This window comes from Spirosoma sordidisoli (assembly GCF_004138325.1).
Lineage (GTDB): Bacteria > Bacteroidota > Bacteroidia > Cytophagales > Spirosomataceae > Spirosoma > Spirosoma sordidisoli.
Map to the genome: position 1 here is coordinate 41,711 of NZ_SBLB01000009.1, position 17,217 is coordinate 58,927.

The window sequence follows — 17,217 nt, forward strand, 5'->3', positions numbered from 1 at the left end:
TATGTACTGATTAATTGGATTTGCTTTTCGTCGTGGCCCAGTCCCAGCGCAGGCTGGCGTACCAGAGCCGCCCGGCGAGGGTGGGGATGAATGACGGATCGGTATAGCCCGTCAGGTTATCGACCCCGACCTGCAGGGTGATCTTTTTAATGGTCTTGGCGGCTGTCAGGTGCCAGGTCGTGTATCCCTGGATATATTCGCTGGCTTCGTCCAGAATCAGGTTGCCATTCCGGTCGGCCAGGCCGTAGCGACTCCGGTAGATGCCCCGCAGCGAGGCAGAAACACCGGATTTGGTCAGCTCATAGAAGAGCTTTACGTTGGCCATGTGCCGGGACCGGTTCAGCAGCCCGCCGTAGTCTGACAGGTTGACCCGTTCGGTAAGCAGGGTTTCCGGATTCCGGCGGAACACGTCCCCGTTTCGGATGCTCGACACCACGGCCTTGTCTTTGGCTTCGAGGAGCTGATACCCACTGCTGACCGTTAGCTGAGAGCCGCCCAGTTCGATTCGGTAGCTGCCATCCAGTTCGATGCCCTGGGTGTATACCCGGCTGAGGTTGGTATAGCTGAACACGTTTTGCCCGTTGGTTTTGCGGGCCACGACCTGGGTTTCGATCAGGTCGCGGATGTCGTTTCGGAAGAGATTTGCGCTGATCCGAACGGGGATGTCGTAGGCTTTGCGCAGGTCGAGCACCGCCCCCAGGTTAACCGCCACTGAACTCTCTGCCCGGATGGCCCCAAATCGGCCCGGATCGATCAGGATTTCGGCAATCTGACCCTGTTGCTGCAACCGCGCGATACCCGCGCCCACCTCCTGAGTGCCAAACACGCTGTACCCCGCCACCGCATTGTCGAAGTTGAGATAGAGCTGGCGGAAATCGGGCGCCTTGAACCCAACGCCTGCGCTAGCCCGTATGGCCAGGGTTTGATTAAGCTCATAACGGGCCGATAACTTAGGGCTGAACTGCGAGGCATACTGGCTGTGGGCGTCGAAGCGGCCTCCCGCAATGAACGTCAGTCGGGTCGACGGCTGCCACTCGAACTGAGCCAGTCCGTAGCGGGTGCTGAACTGCTGGCGGCCGGGATAGCGGGTGGCTTCCACGCCTTCGCCAATGTAGCCGGCTCCCAGCGTCAGGTAGTGCCGGTTTCGGAAGGTGCGCTCCGTGACAATCTCTACCCGGTCGAAGTTTTGCCGAAAATAGCTGTCGTCGTAGGGAGCCTGGGTATCCTGATAGGCCAGTTTTGTGGTGGTAGAGTAACCCGTGTGGTAATAGCGGTAGGTCAGCTTCCAGGTGTCCGTAAGCTGCTGGGTCAGTACCGGGTTTATGGAGTAGTCACGAACCCGGCCGGTGCCCGAGACTAGCCGCTGATCAACGGTGGCCAGCGAGTTGTCCTGCTGTTCCGTAAAGAATCGACCCGATATGCCCAGTTTCAGGCGGGGACCGAAGCTCGTGGTGAGCCGCCCGCTGGCGGTGTAGTTCAGAAAGGGAGACACGGTGGTGCCCGGCGTTTCGGGACTGAGGTCGTAGCCACCCGACTGGTACCGATTGCCGAACAGGTAAAGACCGGTTTTGCCGGAGCGCAGGGATACATCGGTGGTCAGGTCGCTGGTCTGGTTAGCACCGTACCGACCCGAAAGGCTACCCCGCATTCCCTCCGCCGGATTGGCGGTGATGATGTTCACCACGCCGGCCAGGGCTTCGGAGCCGTACAGACTGGACGAAGGACCTTTAACTACTTCGATCTGTCGGATATTACCCACTGTTAACCGGCTCAGCTCGAGCGTACCGGCCGTACGGCCCACCAATGGCTCGCCATCCACCAGAATCAGGGTATAGTCCGGTCCGAACCCCTGCACCTGCAGCCCCTGCCCGTGGTCGTTGACAATAGCCAGGCCCGTCTGCTCCCGTAAAATATCGTTCAGCCGCAAACTCCCCGATTGCCGAATCTGCCGCTGGCCTATCAGGGTAACCGGCATCGGCAGCGAGCCAACCTGCCGCTCGGTCCGGGTCGCCGTAACGACAACGGGGTCCAGCTGTTGGGTACGACTCGTGTCAACTACCGGGTCCGGTACCTGCTCAATGGCCAGAAGAAGTAGAATCGATAGCATGGTGAATAGGTTGGCAGTGAGGTGGTTATACAGGTGAATCCAGCATTTGCCTGGATCATTACTGCAAAGGTTCGCTGCAAACGTATTCCTTATTTAAAATTAATCCAAATAAAAACTGAGTTATTTAGAATTATTACAAACAATGTTCGAATTGGTATAGATACAAGTCGATAGTTTTCTGGTTTGAATGAATTAGCTAACGATTTTGGGATTGAACAGTAAAGAAGGTCGAATGCGAACTTGATACATAGATTGTAAATAGTGCGTAGTTACTTTTTCCATGACGACATTCAGACGAAACCGAATAGGAACGATTGCGGGGTGTGCAGGCATAGCGCTCACTCCATTACTGGTCTTGGTAGGCTTTAAAGAAAATCCGATCGGGTCAGCCATCAAACGCCTGACCCCCGAACAACTCACCACGCAGGCGAAAGCCATCGAAGCCCAGGTTTCGCCCGAGCTGGCCAGCGGTCTGACCCTGAAAATATGGGGGGTCGACTCACTGGTAGCAGACCCGATAGCCATCGATATGGATGACCAGGGCCGGCTGTATTACACCCGTACCAACCGCCAGAAAAACTCAGAATTCGACATTCGGGGGCACCAGGACTGGGAAATCGAATCGAACCGGCTGCAGAATGTAGCCGATCGGCAGGCGTTTCTGCGCCAGGTGCTGTCGCCCGCAAACAGCAAGAAAAACGAATGGCTGAAAGACCTCAACGGCGACGGCTCGCACGACTGGCGGGATCTGACCATCGAGCGTGAACATGTCTACCGGCTCGAAGACACTTCGGGCGACGGACTGGCTGATCTGTCGAAACGGGTCGTCAGTGATTTTCATGACGAAGTAACCGACGTTGCCGGTGGCGTGATGGCCGATGGCAACGATCTGTACGTAGCCGTAGCGCCGGACCTGTGGCGCATGAAAGACAAAAACGGCGACGGCATCATCGACGAGAAAAAATCCATTTCGCACGGCTACGGGGTCCACGTCGGCTTCAGTGGCCACGGGATGTCAAGCATCAAGATGGGCCCCGACGGGCGTATCTACTGGCAGATTGGGGATATCGGTTTCAACGGCAAAGGTCCCGACGGTAAAAAGTGGGAGCATCCTAACAGTGGCGTCATTGTCCGGTCGAATCCGGATGGGAGTGACTTCGAGGTGTTTGCCTACGGCGTTCGCAACACCCACGAATTCGTTTTCGACCAATTCGGTAACCTGATCAGCGAAGACAACGACGGCGATCACCCCGGCGAACGCGAACGGCTCGTATACATCGTCAACGGCTCCGATACCGGCTGGCGCAGCAACTGGCAGTACGGTAAATACCGCGACCCGAACAACAATACCTACAAAGTCTGGATGGACGAGGGTATGTACAAACCCCGTTTCGACGGTCAGGCCGCTTATTTTACGCCGACCATCGCCAACTTTGTCAGCGGGCCAACGGGTATGCTGTTCAACCCGGGTACGGCGCTGAGTCCGGCCTATAAGAACAAGTTTTTCATTGGCGAGTTTGTGGGTAGCCCGGCCCGGTCGGGTATTCATATGTTTAGCCTGAAGCCCAAAGGAGCCTCTTTCGAGCTGGGTGAACATAAAAAGATACTGGGCAATGTGCTGGCCACCGGGATCGATTTCGGTCCCGACGGAGCCATGTACGTAGCCGACTGGATCAACGGCTGGGACTCCAAAGACTACGGTCGGATCTGGAAACTCGACGATAAAGATGGGGCCGGCTCGGCCGAACGGCTGCTGACCAAAAAGCTGCTGGCCGAGAACTTCGCCCGCGTGTCCGAAACCCAACTGGGCGATTACCTCAGGAATCCCGACATGCGCGTGCGCCAGAAAGCTCAGTTCGAGCTGGTGAAGCGCGGGGCTAAAGGCGCTCCGGTGCTCAGCGCAGCCATCCGGCAAACTACCGATCAGCTGGCCCGCATTCACGGCATATGGGGTATCGGCCAGCTGGCCCGGCAGGATAAGAAATACGCCCAGCAGCTGGTGCCCCTGCTGACGGATAAAGACCCTGAAATCAAAGCACAGGCCGCCAAATGGCTGGGCGATGGTCGCCATGCCGAAGCCGCCCCGTCGCTGTTGCCGTTGCTAAGCGATCCGAGCGAACGGGTGGAGTTCTTTGCGGCCGAGGCCCTCGGTCGGATGGCCTATGAACCCGCTATTCAGCCGATCATTGCCATGCTGGCGGCCAACAACGACAAAGACGCGTACCTGCGTCATGCGGGTAGTCTGGCGCTGGCCCGGATCGGCAAGGCAGAGCCGGTCGTAGCGCTGGCTAAGCACCCGTCGCGGGGGGTACGAATTGCGGCTGTGGTGGCCCTTCGGCGGTTGAGCCATCCCGGCATTGCCAATTTTCTGGCCGACGATGATGAGTTTATCGTTACCGAAGCCGCCCGGGGTATCAACGACGACCTGTCTATTCCGGGTGCACTACCTGCCCTGGGCAATCTGTTGACCACGACCCGTTTCACGAATGAGCCACTGCTTCGTCGGGCTATCAGTGCCAACCTGCGGGTAGGAACGCCAGCGGCCATGCAGCAGCTGATCAGCTTTGCCAGCCGGGAAGGAGCCCCCGTTGCGATGCGGGCCGATGCCCTCGATGCGCTCAGTACCTGGTCAAAGCCGTCGGTGCTGGACCGCGTCGACGGGCGGTATCGGGGTCCGGCCGTACGGGACGCCAACCTGGTAAAGACCAAATCGGCAGCTACCTACACCCAGCTGCTGACCCATTCGGATCAGAATTTACGGCTCAGCGCGGTGCGGGGCATCCAGAAGCTGGGTCTGGCCCAGGCGTCGGATAACCTGCTGGACCGGCTCAAAACTGATGCTTCGGCCACGATTCGGGTCGAAGCGCTGCGGGCGCTGGCGGGGCTAAACAGCCCTAAAATTGGCAGTGCCATTGAGCTGGGTCTGGCCGATAAAGACAAACAGGTACGGGTGGCCGCGCTGGATCTGGTTGGAAAAACCACCATGGCAAAGGACCGCATCACCAGCCTGTTGACCGACGTAATCAACAATCAACCCGTCGAAGAGAAGCAGGCGGCTCTGCTGACGCTGGGCAAACTGCCCGTTGCCAACACGCAGACTGTGTTTAATCAACTGCTGACCAAACTGGAGGGTGGAACGCTCTCGCCCGAAATCAGCCTGGAACTGGAAGAAGCCATTGCCAGCACCCGATCGCCGGTACTGGCCAGCCGTTACAAAACCATCACCGGCCGTTTGTCGGCGGATGCGGTCATGGCGTCGTACAAGGGCAGTTTGCTGGGGGGTGAACCCGATAAAGGACGCCGGATCTTCATGCGGCACCAGACGGCACAGTGCATCCGGTGCCATGCCTACGATGACCTGGGTGGTAATGCCGGTCCGCGTCTGAACGGGGTAGCCCGGCGGCTGACCCGCGAACAACTGCTCGAAGCCGTAATCAACCCCAGCGCGCGGCTGGCTCCCGGTTTTGGCACGACCACGCTCGCGCTGAAAGACGGCAAGACGATCAGCGGTATCATTCAGGGCGAAACGGCCACCGAACTGACCATCAAGGCCGGTGATCAGCCCGATGCCGTGATCAGTAAAAGCCAGATAGTGACCCGCACCGATTCGCCGTCGAGTATGCCGGACATGAAGTACCTGCTCACCAAACGCGAGATTCGGGACGTGGTCAGTTTTCTGGCTACGTTACAGGACGACAAGTAGGGGGTGGGTTAGTCTTCCTCGGTAAACCGGTTGGGGTGCAGGCAGTTAGACCAGTAATCCACGATAGCCTGTAGCTGGGAACGCATGGCCTGCTGACTCTGCTGCTTTTCAAAAAATCCCTGTATGGTTAGCTCATAGGCTTCTTCGACCAGGTGTTTGTAAACTGGATGGGTAAAGAAAATGAACGGAATCGCGCGTTTGCGCAAGGCTGAATCCTCTTCGATCAGCTGGCGCAGCTCGATTCCGCTCATTTCCTGCAGGCTGACTTCTGAGATGATCAAAAAGGGCCGGTCTTTGGTTGTTTTCAGGTAGTCGAGCGCGCGTTGGGCACTGCTGAAAAAAATGACCGGACTCAGCGGGGCAATTTCGTTGAGAATAGGGGTTAAAAGCACTTCGTCATCTGTATCGTCGTCAATACAGATGATAGGACCGTTTACTTCCATACGTTTTCAATTCTTCGTTGTGCATACAGAACCCAATGCGTTCAGAATTGATAGGGAAATGGCCAATTATCTACTAAGTGGCAGACTGCCTGTGCGTGCTTTGCTGCCGGAAGCATAACGTCGCCCGTATTCGTCCGGGTCTGGCTCAGAAGGGCCCCTATTTGGCTGTATGTGACGAATAATGGCCCAGCCCTGCCATCCCGGCTTCCCCGTTGGGAAAACAAGGCTGGGCTAACTATAGGTGGTCAACTACGGTATAACCCACAGGAAGCCAGGGTCTAATGGCAGTAGTTCAGGGTTTTCTCCAGAGCACATCCGTAAACCGCTGCTGGCTATCTATGTACGTCTGTATCGGCTCGAAACCCGCTTCACGACCCAGTTCAGCAATCTGCGTCTGGGTGTATTTCTGTGAGATTTCCATGTAGATCGGCTCGTCTTTTTCAAATTGGAAACGTGTGCCGTCGTCCAGGCGGATGTCGTGCCGGCGGGTGCTGACCAGATAGCTCTTACAGGCTCCGGTTACGGGGTCATACACGGGAAAATGAACAAAATCAGCCGGGTCGAACGTACCCCCTAGTTCCTCATTGATCCGGTGCAGCAGGTTCAGGTTAAACGCGCGGGTCAGTCCGCCCCTGTCATTATAAGCATTCAGTATGGTCTGTGGGTCCTTTCGCAGATCGAATCCCATCAGCGCGTAATCACCCGGTTTCAGGTAGCTGTTTAGTTCCTTGCAGAACCCGATGGCTTCGGTTGGCAGGAGGTTCCCGATGGTTCCTCCCAGAAACAACACCAGTTTGGGGGTTGGTCCGTTGTTCTTCAGTTGGGCCAGCATCGGGAAATATTCACCCGCGAGGCCGTCGACCGCCAGACCCGGGAGCTGTGCCGGTAATGTTTGCGTAAGTTGCTCAACCATGCTGGCCGAAATATCGATCGGCACGTAGCGATTGCTAAATGTCAGGTCCATGGCGGCCCGCAGCAGGTACGTGGTCTTTGAGGCATCGCCCGCTCCCAGTTCAACGATATCGAACGTGGGGTGCAGAGCGGTACAGGCCCGTAGAATATCCCTGCTGTTGTCCCGTAAAATTTCTTCTTCGGCCCGGGTTAGGTAATACTCCGGGCAGCGCATGATCTGCTGAAACAAGGCATCGCCCCTGGCATCATAAAAGTATTTCGACAGCAGGAATTTCGGGCTGGCGGATAAACCGCGGATGACATCCCGACGAAAGGCGCTGTCAACTTGAGTAAGCTGCATACCAGTAGAATCTGTCATATGGATCTGGCCAGGCGGATACCTGTGAACTGCCAGCGTAAAGGAGGGTGAAAAAAATTACGGTAGGTGGGCCGGCTGTGACCGGGGGTGGTTGCTTCTGAAGCCCCCCGAAGCACCATCTGACTGACCATGAACTTGCCGTTATATTCGCCAATGGCCCCTTCTGCCTTCGTAAAGCCGGGGTAAGGCAGGTAAGCGCTTTCGGTCCATTCCCAGCGCGGGCCCCACTGAAACAGGCGTTGAGCCACTTCCCATTCGGCCTCGGTGGGCAGGCGCAACCCGCGCCACTGCGCATACGCCCAGGCTTCGTAATAGCTGACGTGACAGACGGGCTGGTGGGGCGGCAGCGGCACAAGCCCCTCCGGACTGTAGTGGTACCAGCTACCATCGATCCAGTGCCAGTAGAGGGGGGCCTTGATCGGCTTGCTTTTAACCCATTCCCAGCCTTCTGCGTGCCAGAACCGAAAGTCCGAATAGCCGCCCGCTTCGATGAACGCCAGATAATCGGCATTGCTGACCAGCTGAGACTGAACCTGATAGGCGGCCAGATACACCTTATGCCGGTTCAGTTCATTGTCGAAGCAGAACTCACCGCCCTGGGCACCCATCTCGTAAACGCCCTCCGGCAAGGAGATCCAGTCCGGCTGCTGGCAGTCTGGGACGTCCGGTTTTGGGTACGAGGTGCTGTAGCCCGGCATGAGCGGGTTATGACCCAGGATGTATTTGATGTCGGTGATCAGCAGTTCCTGGTGCTGTTCTTCGTGGTTGATGCCCAGTTCAATAGTTGCCCGCAGCGAGTCGGATAAAGGAGCCGGTTGGGTTAGAAAGGCCTGCATGGCCCTGTCGACATGGGCCCGGTACGCCATCACGTCAGCCACTGACGGACGGCTCAGGTTGCCCCGGTCGGTTCGGACCACCCGGGCCCCCACCGACTCGTAATAGCTGTTGAATACGTACGGATAACTGGGGTCAAATACCTTGTAATCAGCGGCAAAGGGGATAAGAATAAATGTTTCAAAGAACCAGGTCGTATGCCCCAGATGCCATTTGGGCGGACTCACATCGACTATGGGTTGTACAACATGATCTTCGGGTTGCAGACCCTGACAAATGGCTTCGCTTCGGGCCCTCAACTGGCTGTATCGTTCGGACAGGTGCATGCGGGAAAATTCAACGTTTCATACATAACCCGCTTTGGGAGCGGGTGGTGCCCAAAAAACGCATTTCCCCGATCGTGAAAAGACGCTATAGCTCGCCATCACTGGTCTGTTCTGTAGTAAATCAGATGATTAGATACGGTTTGCCCTGACCTACAGCATCGGGTTAAACGTGCCTGATTCGGGTTTATTGGGACCGGAATGCTTTGGGAGTTGTGGCGGTCATTTTTTTGAAGAAGTTATTGAAGTGGGTGGGGTAATCGAAGCCCAGCGCGTACCCAATCTCCGAGATGCTCCAATCCGTAAACTGCAGCAGGGCTTTAGCTTCGCTGATGACGCGGTCGGCAATGTGAGCCGTTGTGGGTCGTCCCGTATGTTCCTTAACGGACCGGTTCAAATGGTTTACGTGAATCGATAACTGCAGCGCGTAATCGTGGGCCGTACGGAGGGTAAGCGGGTGGTTAGGGTTTTCGATGGGAAACTGCCGCTCCAGCAGTTCGAGGAATAGCGACGCTATACGCGATGAGGCATTTTGTGGTCTGACCAGATCGTTCGAGGGCTGCAGTTTCAGCGTTTCGTGAATGATCAGGTTGATGTATGTGCGAATCAATTCGCCTTTGAACGGGTAGTCGGTAGCCTGTTCCGCTAGCATTTTCTGAAAGAGCGCCGTCATGGTAGCCGCCTGGTCATCGGTCAGCGCGAAAACGGGCGTACCCCCGATTTTGAACAGGGGCGACTGCTGCAAACTCGCTGAACGATCGGTTGGTTTCAGAAAGTCTTCTGTAAACACACAGGCAAGTCCCGTTTGGTGGTCGGTGAGTCGTTCTACCGAGTAGGGAACGATCGGATTAGCAAAAAATAAGGACGTGCCGTTGACTTCAATGCGCCGATCCGCATAGTGAATGATCAGGTGTCCCGTACTCAAAACGATTTTGTAAAAGTCCCGGCGGCTGTGCGGGTGCGGTTTTGTGGCGGGCAGGTTAACCTCATAGACTTTAAAGCCCCTCAACGTCAAATCTGTCGAATTGCCCGCTGTCGGCTGTGGTTTGGGTAGGTTAGCCATTGACCAGGAATAAGAAACTGGAAAGGAGTTAGAAAATTGCGGTCGAAACAGTGCCACTGTTCCGACCGCGTAAGCTGGTTTATAAACCGGTCGATTTCTCCATCTGCTCCGTGTACCGGGCGCCCACCACATCGATCCGGGCGGTAGCCGCTTCGATATCGGCGAGTTCTTCGGCGGTTAGCTGAACAGCCACAGCGCCAATATTTTCGGTCAGGCGATGCGGCTTCGTTGTTCCCGGTATCGGCACGATCCAGGGCTTTTGGGCCAGTACCCAGGCCAGGGCAATCTGAGCCGGTGTGGCCTCGTGGCGTTTCGCAAACTGATCGATCAGATCCAGTAGCGCCTTGTTAGCCACGCGGGCCTCTTCGGTGTAGCGGGGCAGCGTGTTGCGAATATCGCCCGCTGCGAACCGGGTACGTTCGTCGATCTTACCCGCCAGAAACCCTTTTCCGAGCGGGCTGTAAGCCACCAGACCGATGCCCAGTTCCTCGATAGTCGGGATGATTTCCTGCTCGTGCTGGCGGGTCCAGAGCGAATATTCACTCTGAAGCGCCGTTACGGGTTGTACCGCATGGGCCCGCCGGATGGTGCCGGCACCCGCTTCCGACAGTCCGAAATGCTTCACCTTACCCGCCTGTATCAAGTCCTGAACGGCACCCGCCACCTCTTCGATCGGTACGTTGGGATCGACCCGGTGTTGGTAGAACAGATCGATCACCTCGACCCGCAGCCGCTTGAGCGATGCGTCGGCAACGGCTCTGATGTGATCGGGGCGGCTGTTGAGGCCTGCCATCTTCCCATCCTGAATGGCAAAGCCGAATTTGGTGGCAATGACAACCTGACCCTTAAACGGTTCAAGCGCTTCACCGACCAGCTCTTCGTTCGCGTACGGTCCGTACACTTCGGCGGTATCGAAAAAGGTAATGCCCTGTTCGACGGCCGACCTAATCAGCTTGATCATCTCGTTTGTGTCCTGAGCAGGCCCGTAGCCAAAGCTCATGCCCATACAGCCCAGGCCAAGGGTTGATACCTCGAGACCGGCCGTTCCCAGTGTGCGTTTTTGACGGGTTGTACTCATACCATAGGGGGTTAAAATTTGACACAAAGCTACCAGGCCCCAGCGTCGTAAAAGGACGAAATACAAACAGAAAGTTACGAAATTCAAATAACAACTCAGGAGCAGTTTGGCCGAGTCTGGTCCGAACGTGCTGCGTCCTGCGCAGGTCTGGAAATCGTATTCACTTTAGTCGGGGAGCAGGATGGAGACCGGCTGGGTGGAGGCTTGCCCAATCAACTGACCATCCAGGTTGATCTGGGTAATCTGGCTCGGTATGGCCAGTGTGTCGAGAAGGACCGAAACGGCCAGCTGGCCCAGTTCCTGAACGGGTTGACGAATGTAGGTGAGGGGCGTGTCGAAAAGTCCGTAGGCATCCGTCTCGTCGAAACAGACCACCGCCAGCTCGTTGGGGACGGCTACCGACAACGATTTAATGGCTTTCAGGCCCGCCATAGCGATCACGTTTGATGCGAACAGAACGGCTTCTATCGGCTGGGGGCCAGTAGTGAAGGCCTGCAGGGTTCTGGCTACGTCGGCTGGCAGGTTCGATGGGCCAATCGATTTGAGCCAGCTGCGCCGGGTGGTGAGATGGTTGTCCTGAAGAGCAGCCAGATACCCTCTCGTTCGCTCGGTGATGTGGAAGAGGTCAGTGTCGAGGGTGATCATGCCAACCCTGCGGTAACCGGCTTTGGCCAGGTGGCCGACAGCCGTGTACATGGCCTGAAAGTTGTTGAGGGCCACATAGCTGGTTCGGATGTCCGGAAAGTACCGATCTACCAGTACCAGCGGAATGCCTTTCTTCTGCAGATCAATCACCTGCGACTCTACCCCGGCGGGAGGGGCCAGAATCAGGCCATCGACCTGGCGATTGAGCAGGGTCGTAATCAGTTTTTGGCACTTATCCGGGTTTTCGTCGGAGCTGGCAAATATGACGGTGTAGTTGTGTTTATCGGCTTCGTCTTCGATGTACCGGGCCAGTGTGGCAAAGAAGGGGTTCGCTATATCGGCCACAATGAGCCCCAGCGTACGGGTCCGGCTCGTTTTGAGGCTCTTGGCAATCTGATTGGGCTGGTAGTTTAAGTCCTTGGCAACCTGTCGTATGCGTTTGGCGACCTCCTTGCTGATGCGGTTTTCCTTCTTGTTGTTGAGTACGTACGATACCAGGGCTGTAGATACGCCTACGACCTGAGCAATGTCTTTGAGAGAGGTCTTCTTTTGCATGCCAACAACAAAATAAAATGCAACAAATTAGTTTAATCGTTTAAACTAATAAACGGTCATATAAAGTTTGCAGGCTCTGAAACTTCAATGAAAAATTCTAAAATGCTCATTTTAATTGTACTATTTTTATAGATTTGTCGTATTATATAATGAAATTTAGGTTTGTTGTACTATTTAGGTTTAAACGATTAAACTTTCGACGCAACGATGCCGTTACTTTGACGAACACTTGACAACAAGACAGTTGCGAGTGGCCCGCCCGAAACCGGGTGGGATCGGCCGAATCCAGCAAAGACCAAAGCCGATGTTGTTTCGCTTCACCATCCTGATGGGAAAGGAAGCCAGCGACCCGACCGACAACGTTACCGATTATGAAATTTACACAAACACATAGGACCAGCCTTCGCCCGACGAAGCTGGCCAACCCGCTTCAACAAACGCTACTGACCTTTATTAACACACAGGTGCAGGTTTTTGAAGCGCTCGCCCGCAGTGGCAACCCATTTGGCAGCAACTGGCTGCCCGCCGATCAGCAACCGGGCCAACCCCAGCTATCCGTTTTGAGGCCGGCTGTCAGCTCTCGTACGCTTTCCTCCCGAGTAGGCTCTAAAGTGCCCCAAACCACAGGAATCGGACTTGATCGGTTTCGCGCCCAGCAGGAAAACGCCTAGTTCGTTTTCTACCAGCATGTAACTACAATTTTCACTCCAGACAGGCTGACACTGGTATTCCAGTTTGTCGGTCCGTTGTGGTCGTGCTCACTCATTATTGAACAACCAAGTCATGAAACGTTTTTCAGTGCTTTACCTGCTCAACGAGCAGTATCATCATGTTGGCTGCAACACACAGACCGAGGCTCAATCGGTGCTGCATAAACTGGCCGCTGACAAAAAACGGAAGCCGGTTGGTATCTACGATTCCAAGACGGAGTTATTCGACTGGGAACCATCCCGCCAGCAAAACTACGAACAGGCCAGCATCGGGGAACAGGGCGATCAGGGCAACCGGATCATCACCATTGCCCAGTCGCTTCGCCGTCGGGATGCAGGCTGGCTGCCGGTTGGTGACCTACATCGGCCAAGCCTGTTTGCCTAGGGTTGACTTACCAGCCGAAAAGACTCATTTGGTCCTACCGGATTTATCCACCTAAAACTGTCCCAGCTATGTTGACACTTATAAATCAGTTGCTGACCGTAGACAGGACTGGCGCCAACCTGCCGGGATATAGCCCCGCAGCCGACGGTGTTGAACAATTGATTGAGACCGTCGGCGATACAGACCAGTCGATGCGGGCTGCCGCGTTTACCTGGCTGGCTTATCCACTTGTTTTGGCTGAACCAACGGCTGACATACGTTCCGGCGGGTTATATCACTCCTTTTTGCACTCCTTTGTCGTTCGCTTCGATGGGGCTACCGACAACGTGGTTTCAGACGCGGATCAGAGCGCCTGGGTTGATCAGCTCTTGAACCAGTTTGCCGAAACGGTAGATACGGATTCGCTACAGCGCTTATGTGCCGAAGGGGCTTCTGTCTTACCCACGTTTCTGCTTCCTGTTCTGACGCAAGAGTTGAATCAGGGGCATGCTACGGCTGGACTGGCATTCTGGCTGGCCGCTTATGGGCACTATCTACATACGTGTTTGGGAGCTGTGCAGCCCGAAAGGAGCCCCTATCGTCCGCAACTGACCGGGGAAGATGTAATGAGGGTAACCAATCCGGACGTAACGGCTCTGTTCGATATCCAGCCTCTGGAATCGGCCCGGCTTCGATTGTATCCGGCGCTGGTTGCCCAGTACAAGACCTACCGGACGCAGATTGCTTTGCATGGGTTGGTTTTTCCGCTTAAACAAACGCTGTGTGCATTCTGGGAGGAACAGCCCCCTGAGGGTACGGTTCTGATGCCGGCTTAGTTGTATCGCTCCCGTCGGGCGATGCATCTGGAGGCAGTTGACGCGATGAACCGACAATTCACAGGGATTGCTGGACTGATTGAGCTGTTCACCCCCCAGCCCCGCGACGGCGGCCCGGCCTAAAGGGGGAGTTAGACCCGCCGTTTTTTCTCCGGCAGCGGCCGACCGCCCCTTTAGAGCTTGTTTGGGGAACATACTTGCGGACGTTAGTCGGCTAGATGGGCTGCCTTTTACACCCCCCAGCCCCTAAAGGGGGAGTTAGCTCCGCCGAATGAGCTCCCCCTTTAGGGGGCTGGGGGGTGCACAGCATAGCAAAAAGCTTCCCCAAAAAATCTCTTAGGGGCGGGGGAGAAGAAACCCATTATCTGATTGGCTTTCACGTCGTAATCACCCTTCATCTATTGTAAAGAGAAACCTTTTTATTTGGATTAACAGGTTATCCGCTATTAACGGAAAGCGCCGGTATCGAACCAATCGATTCCGGCGCAAAAAAACGGTTCAGCCGGGTTAGGCCCGTTTCTTGATGTCAGGCTGGAACGGCTGGTTGTAAAACCGTTTTCCTTCTTTTTTGTACAGCGCGTTGGCCACCGCCCCAAACACCGGCGGGAAGGGGGGTTCGCCCAGGCCGGTAGGGTCGAGGTCGTTGTCGACGAAGTAGACCTCAATTTGTTTGGGAGCCTCGTTGTGCCGAATCAGGCGGTAATTGTGAAAATTGTTTTGCTCAGCGGCTCCGTTTTTATGCGTCAGTGACCCATAAAGCGCATTGCCTATCCCATCGACTACGGCTCCCTGCACCATGTTTTTAGCCGAATCCGGGTTCACCACGATGCCGCAGTCCATGGCGCTAAACACGCGCTCTACGTAGGGCTGGTCATCCCGGCTGACCATATCGACGACGTGGGCTGCGTAGGAGTTATGACAGAAGTAAGCAGCTACCCCCCGGCTATACGTCTCGTTGCCTGGTTTGTTCCAGCCCGATTTATCGCGAACCAGCCTGAGCACGCCCGCGTACCGATCGGGATCATATTCGTTGTTTTTACCAACCGGGTTGTCCTTGGCCCGCTTCAGCAACTCCAGCCGTAACTCGATGGGGTCTATGCCCATGGCTTCGGCTACTTCGTCGAGGAACGACTGCTCGGCGGCCGCGTTGAAGTTGGAACGCGGTGCGCGGAAAGCGCCAATCGTGATATTGGTTGGAATCTCCCAGCCCTCGGCCAGGTAGTTATCGACAGCGCCCGCCGGAAAACGGTTGGCGTGTATCGGATGTTCGGGTATGCCGCCCCCTTTCACATGGAAAGCAATCAGGTTCTTGTTGGCATCCAGAGCTGCCCGGTAGGTGGCGGTGTACATAGGCCGGTAGATGCCATAGGTCATGTCATCTTCGCGGGTGTAGATGAGTTTGACGGGGGCCTTGGTTCGTTTTGAGATCAGGGCCGCTTCGTACATATACTGGCAATAGGCCCGACGACCAAACCCGCCACCCATGCGCGTCATCTGAATCTCGATCTTATCGGCAGGAAGGTTCAGCAGCTTTGACAGGGTCGGCTCCGACCAGCCCGGTGCCTGTAGTGGTCCGGCTACTACCGCCTTCTCGTCGGTCACATGGGCAAAGAAATTCATCGGCTCCATGCAGTTGTGGGCCAGAAAGGGTGCGTTATAGGTGCGTTCGATAACCTGAGCCGCATTTTTGAACGCCGTTTCGGGATCTCCGTCTTTCCGCAATTGTTTCGCTGGCTTTTTGGCCCAGGCGGCCATTTTTTCAAGCTGGGCGCTGGTGCTTTCCAGCTCACCTGGAACCACAACTTCCTGTTTGCCGCCCCGGCCCATCATCGTGTCTTTGGTATCGCCAATGGGCTCCCAGTCCAGTTGCAGTTTTTTGCGGGCGTTCATTACCTCCCAGGTGGTTTTGCCCACTACAACTACCATATCGTTGAACGAGCGGGTATCGAAACCGCCCTGCTCAAAACCATCTTCGTACAACTTCAGGCTGAACACATCCCTGATCCCCGGCATTTTGAGGGCTTGCGTGGCATCGAACGATTTAAGCTTCATGCCAAAGGCGGGTGGATGCTGGATCATGGCAATCAGCATACCGTCTACCCGGTAGTCCAGGCCGAACAGGGGTTTGCCGGTAACGACTTTTAACCCCTCCACATTTTTCTTCGAGTTTCGGACAATGGTAAAATCCTTAGGGGCTTTCAGTTTCATCCCTTTGGGCACGGGAAGGGTAGCCGCTTTGCTGGCCATTTCGCCGTATTTCGCGGACTTCCCGCTCGCATGCAACAGCACCCCCGCTTTGGTTGTCACTTCCCCAACCGGCACATTCCAGGTTTGGGCAGCGGCCTCGCACAGCATCTGGCGGGCAGCGGCACCTGCTTCGCGCAGGGGTTTCCAGTACATACGAACCGAGTTACTGCCGCCCGAGAACTGAGGGCCTAGTTTCGCGTTGTCGTGCGGACCCATCTCCACGACCACGTTTTTCCAGTCGGCATCCAGTTCTTCGGCGATCATCATCGGCAGCGACGTCATTACGTTCTGCCCGAACTCCGGGTTGGGACAGATTAGTTTGATCTGGTTATCGGGGGTAATCTGGATGTAGCCGTTCAGCTGGGTCCACTGTTGGGGCAGGTTGAGCGCCTGTAGTTTATCGGCCGCTTTGGCGTTGGCGAGCCAGCTCACACTGAGCATCATGCCGCCACCGGATAGGAGGGAGGCTTTAAGAAAAGAACGTCGGTTGTAGGTTGTTTGGCTGGTTTTCATGGTCGGTTTTGTTTAGGGGTTACCAATAACCAGCTTACTTCCTGGCAACAGATTTGATGGCTTCTTTAATGCGGACGTAGGTACCACACCGGCAGATGTTCCCGCTCATGTAGGTATCGATATCCGCATCGGACGGGTTCGGGTTCACCTTCAGCAGCGAAGCCGCACTCATAATCTGCCCCGCCTGACAATAGCCGCACTGGGCCACGTCATGTTCCTGCCAGGCTTTTTGCACCGGATGGTCACCTTTTGCCGATAAGCCTTCAATTGTGGTAAGGGGTTGATTGCCAACCGCCGAAACCGGCAGCTGGCAGGAGCGGACGGCCGTTCCGTCGAGATGGATGGTGCAGGCGCCACACTGGGCCATACCGCAGCCGTATTTGGTGCCGGTCAGGTCGAGGTGGTCGCGCAGTACCCACAACACAGGCGTGGATGGGTCTACGTCCACCAGCCTGCTTTTACCGTTGATTTTAAGACTGTACTTTGCCATGTTTAAAACGTAAGGATGATTAGGAACGAGGGGATA

13 protein-coding genes are annotated in these 17,217 nt (G+C 55.7%); 4 read left to right on the top strand and 9 right to left on the bottom strand.

Annotation, left to right across the window (positions count from 1 at the left end; translation table 11 throughout):
* Nucleotides 1–10: 10 nt before the first annotated feature.
* Nucleotides 11–2,107 (bottom strand): TonB-dependent receptor plug domain-containing protein, encoded by a 2,097-nt coding sequence (locus EQG79_RS25780; protein WP_129605506.1) that lies wholly within the window; start codon nucleotides 2,105–2,107, stop codon nucleotides 11–13.
* 280 nt (nucleotides 2,108–2,387) lie between these two features.
* Between EQG79_RS25780 and EQG79_RS25785 the strand changes: the two genes are divergently transcribed.
* Nucleotides 2,388–5,810 (top strand): HEAT repeat domain-containing protein, encoded by a 3,423-nt coding sequence (locus EQG79_RS25785; RefSeq protein ID WP_129605508.1) that lies wholly within the window; start codon nucleotides 2,388–2,390, stop codon nucleotides 5,808–5,810.
* A gap of 8 nt (nucleotides 5,811–5,818) precedes the next feature.
* Here the strand turns inward: EQG79_RS25785 and EQG79_RS25790 are convergent, their stop codons facing one another.
* From EQG79_RS25790 to EQG79_RS25815, 6 genes are all read right to left on the bottom strand, one after another.
* Complete coding sequence (locus EQG79_RS25790) at nucleotides 5,819–6,253, bottom strand: response regulator (RefSeq protein WP_077922913.1); 435 nt, start codon at nucleotides 6,251–6,253, stop codon at nucleotides 5,819–5,821.
* Nucleotides 6,254–6,545: 292 nt separating this feature from the next.
* Entirely contained in the window at nucleotides 6,546–7,505 is a 960-nt protein-coding gene (gene egtD / locus EQG79_RS25795) for an L-histidine N(alpha)-methyltransferase (RefSeq protein WP_129605510.1), read from the bottom strand.
* 14 nt (nucleotides 7,506–7,519) lie between these two features.
* A complete protein-coding gene (egtB, locus tag EQG79_RS25800; RefSeq protein WP_129605512.1) occupies nucleotides 7,520–8,683 on the bottom strand; it encodes an ergothioneine biosynthesis protein EgtB in 1,164 nt (387 codons plus the stop codon).
* A gap of 184 nt (nucleotides 8,684–8,867) precedes the next feature.
* Nucleotides 8,868–9,605 carry a helix-turn-helix domain-containing protein gene (locus tag EQG79_RS25805; RefSeq protein WP_240699452.1) on the bottom strand — a complete coding sequence of 246 codons (738 nt, stop codon included), beginning with the start codon at nucleotides 9,603–9,605 and terminating at the stop codon, nucleotides 8,868–8,870.
* 217 nt (nucleotides 9,606–9,822) lie between these two features.
* Nucleotides 9,823–10,821, bottom strand: coding sequence for an aldo/keto reductase (locus EQG79_RS25810; RefSeq protein WP_129605516.1), 999 nt, complete (start codon nucleotides 10,819–10,821; stop codon nucleotides 9,823–9,825).
* A 165-nt stretch (nucleotides 10,822–10,986) separates the two neighbouring features.
* Complete coding sequence (locus EQG79_RS25815; RefSeq protein ID WP_129605518.1) at nucleotides 10,987–12,021, bottom strand: LacI family DNA-binding transcriptional regulator; 1,035 nt, start codon at nucleotides 12,019–12,021, stop codon at nucleotides 10,987–10,989.
* Nucleotides 12,022–12,392: 371 nt separating this feature from the next.
* Here EQG79_RS25815 and EQG79_RS25820 point away from each other — a divergent pair, with 371 nt between their 5' ends.
* From EQG79_RS25820 to EQG79_RS25830, 3 genes are all read left to right on the top strand, one after another.
* A complete protein-coding gene (locus EQG79_RS25820; RefSeq protein ID WP_129605520.1) occupies nucleotides 12,393–12,692 on the top strand; it encodes a hypothetical protein in 300 nt (99 codons plus the stop codon).
* A gap of 112 nt (nucleotides 12,693–12,804) precedes the next feature.
* Nucleotides 12,805–13,116: a hypothetical protein gene (locus EQG79_RS25825; protein WP_077922918.1), complete on the top strand. Its 312-nt coding sequence runs from the start codon at nucleotides 12,805–12,807 to the stop codon at nucleotides 13,114–13,116.
* 68 nt (nucleotides 13,117–13,184) lie between these two features.
* Nucleotides 13,185–13,931 (top strand): hypothetical protein, encoded by a 747-nt coding sequence (locus tag EQG79_RS25830; protein ID WP_129605522.1) that lies wholly within the window; start codon nucleotides 13,185–13,187, stop codon nucleotides 13,929–13,931.
* Between the two features lie 507 nt (nucleotides 13,932–14,438).
* On the opposite strand, the gene EQG79_RS25835 is transcribed toward EQG79_RS25830, so the two are convergent.
* Both EQG79_RS25835 and EQG79_RS25840 read right to left on the bottom strand, forming a co-directional pair.
* A complete protein-coding gene (locus tag EQG79_RS25835; protein WP_129605524.1) occupies nucleotides 14,439–16,691 on the bottom strand; it encodes a xanthine dehydrogenase family protein molybdopterin-binding subunit in 2,253 nt (750 codons plus the stop codon).
* A gap of 34 nt (nucleotides 16,692–16,725) precedes the next feature.
* Nucleotides 16,726–17,181 (bottom strand): (2Fe-2S)-binding protein, encoded by a 456-nt coding sequence (locus EQG79_RS25840; protein ID WP_077922921.1) that lies wholly within the window; start codon nucleotides 17,179–17,181, stop codon nucleotides 16,726–16,728.
* Between the last annotated feature and the right edge of the window lie 36 nt (nucleotides 17,182–17,217).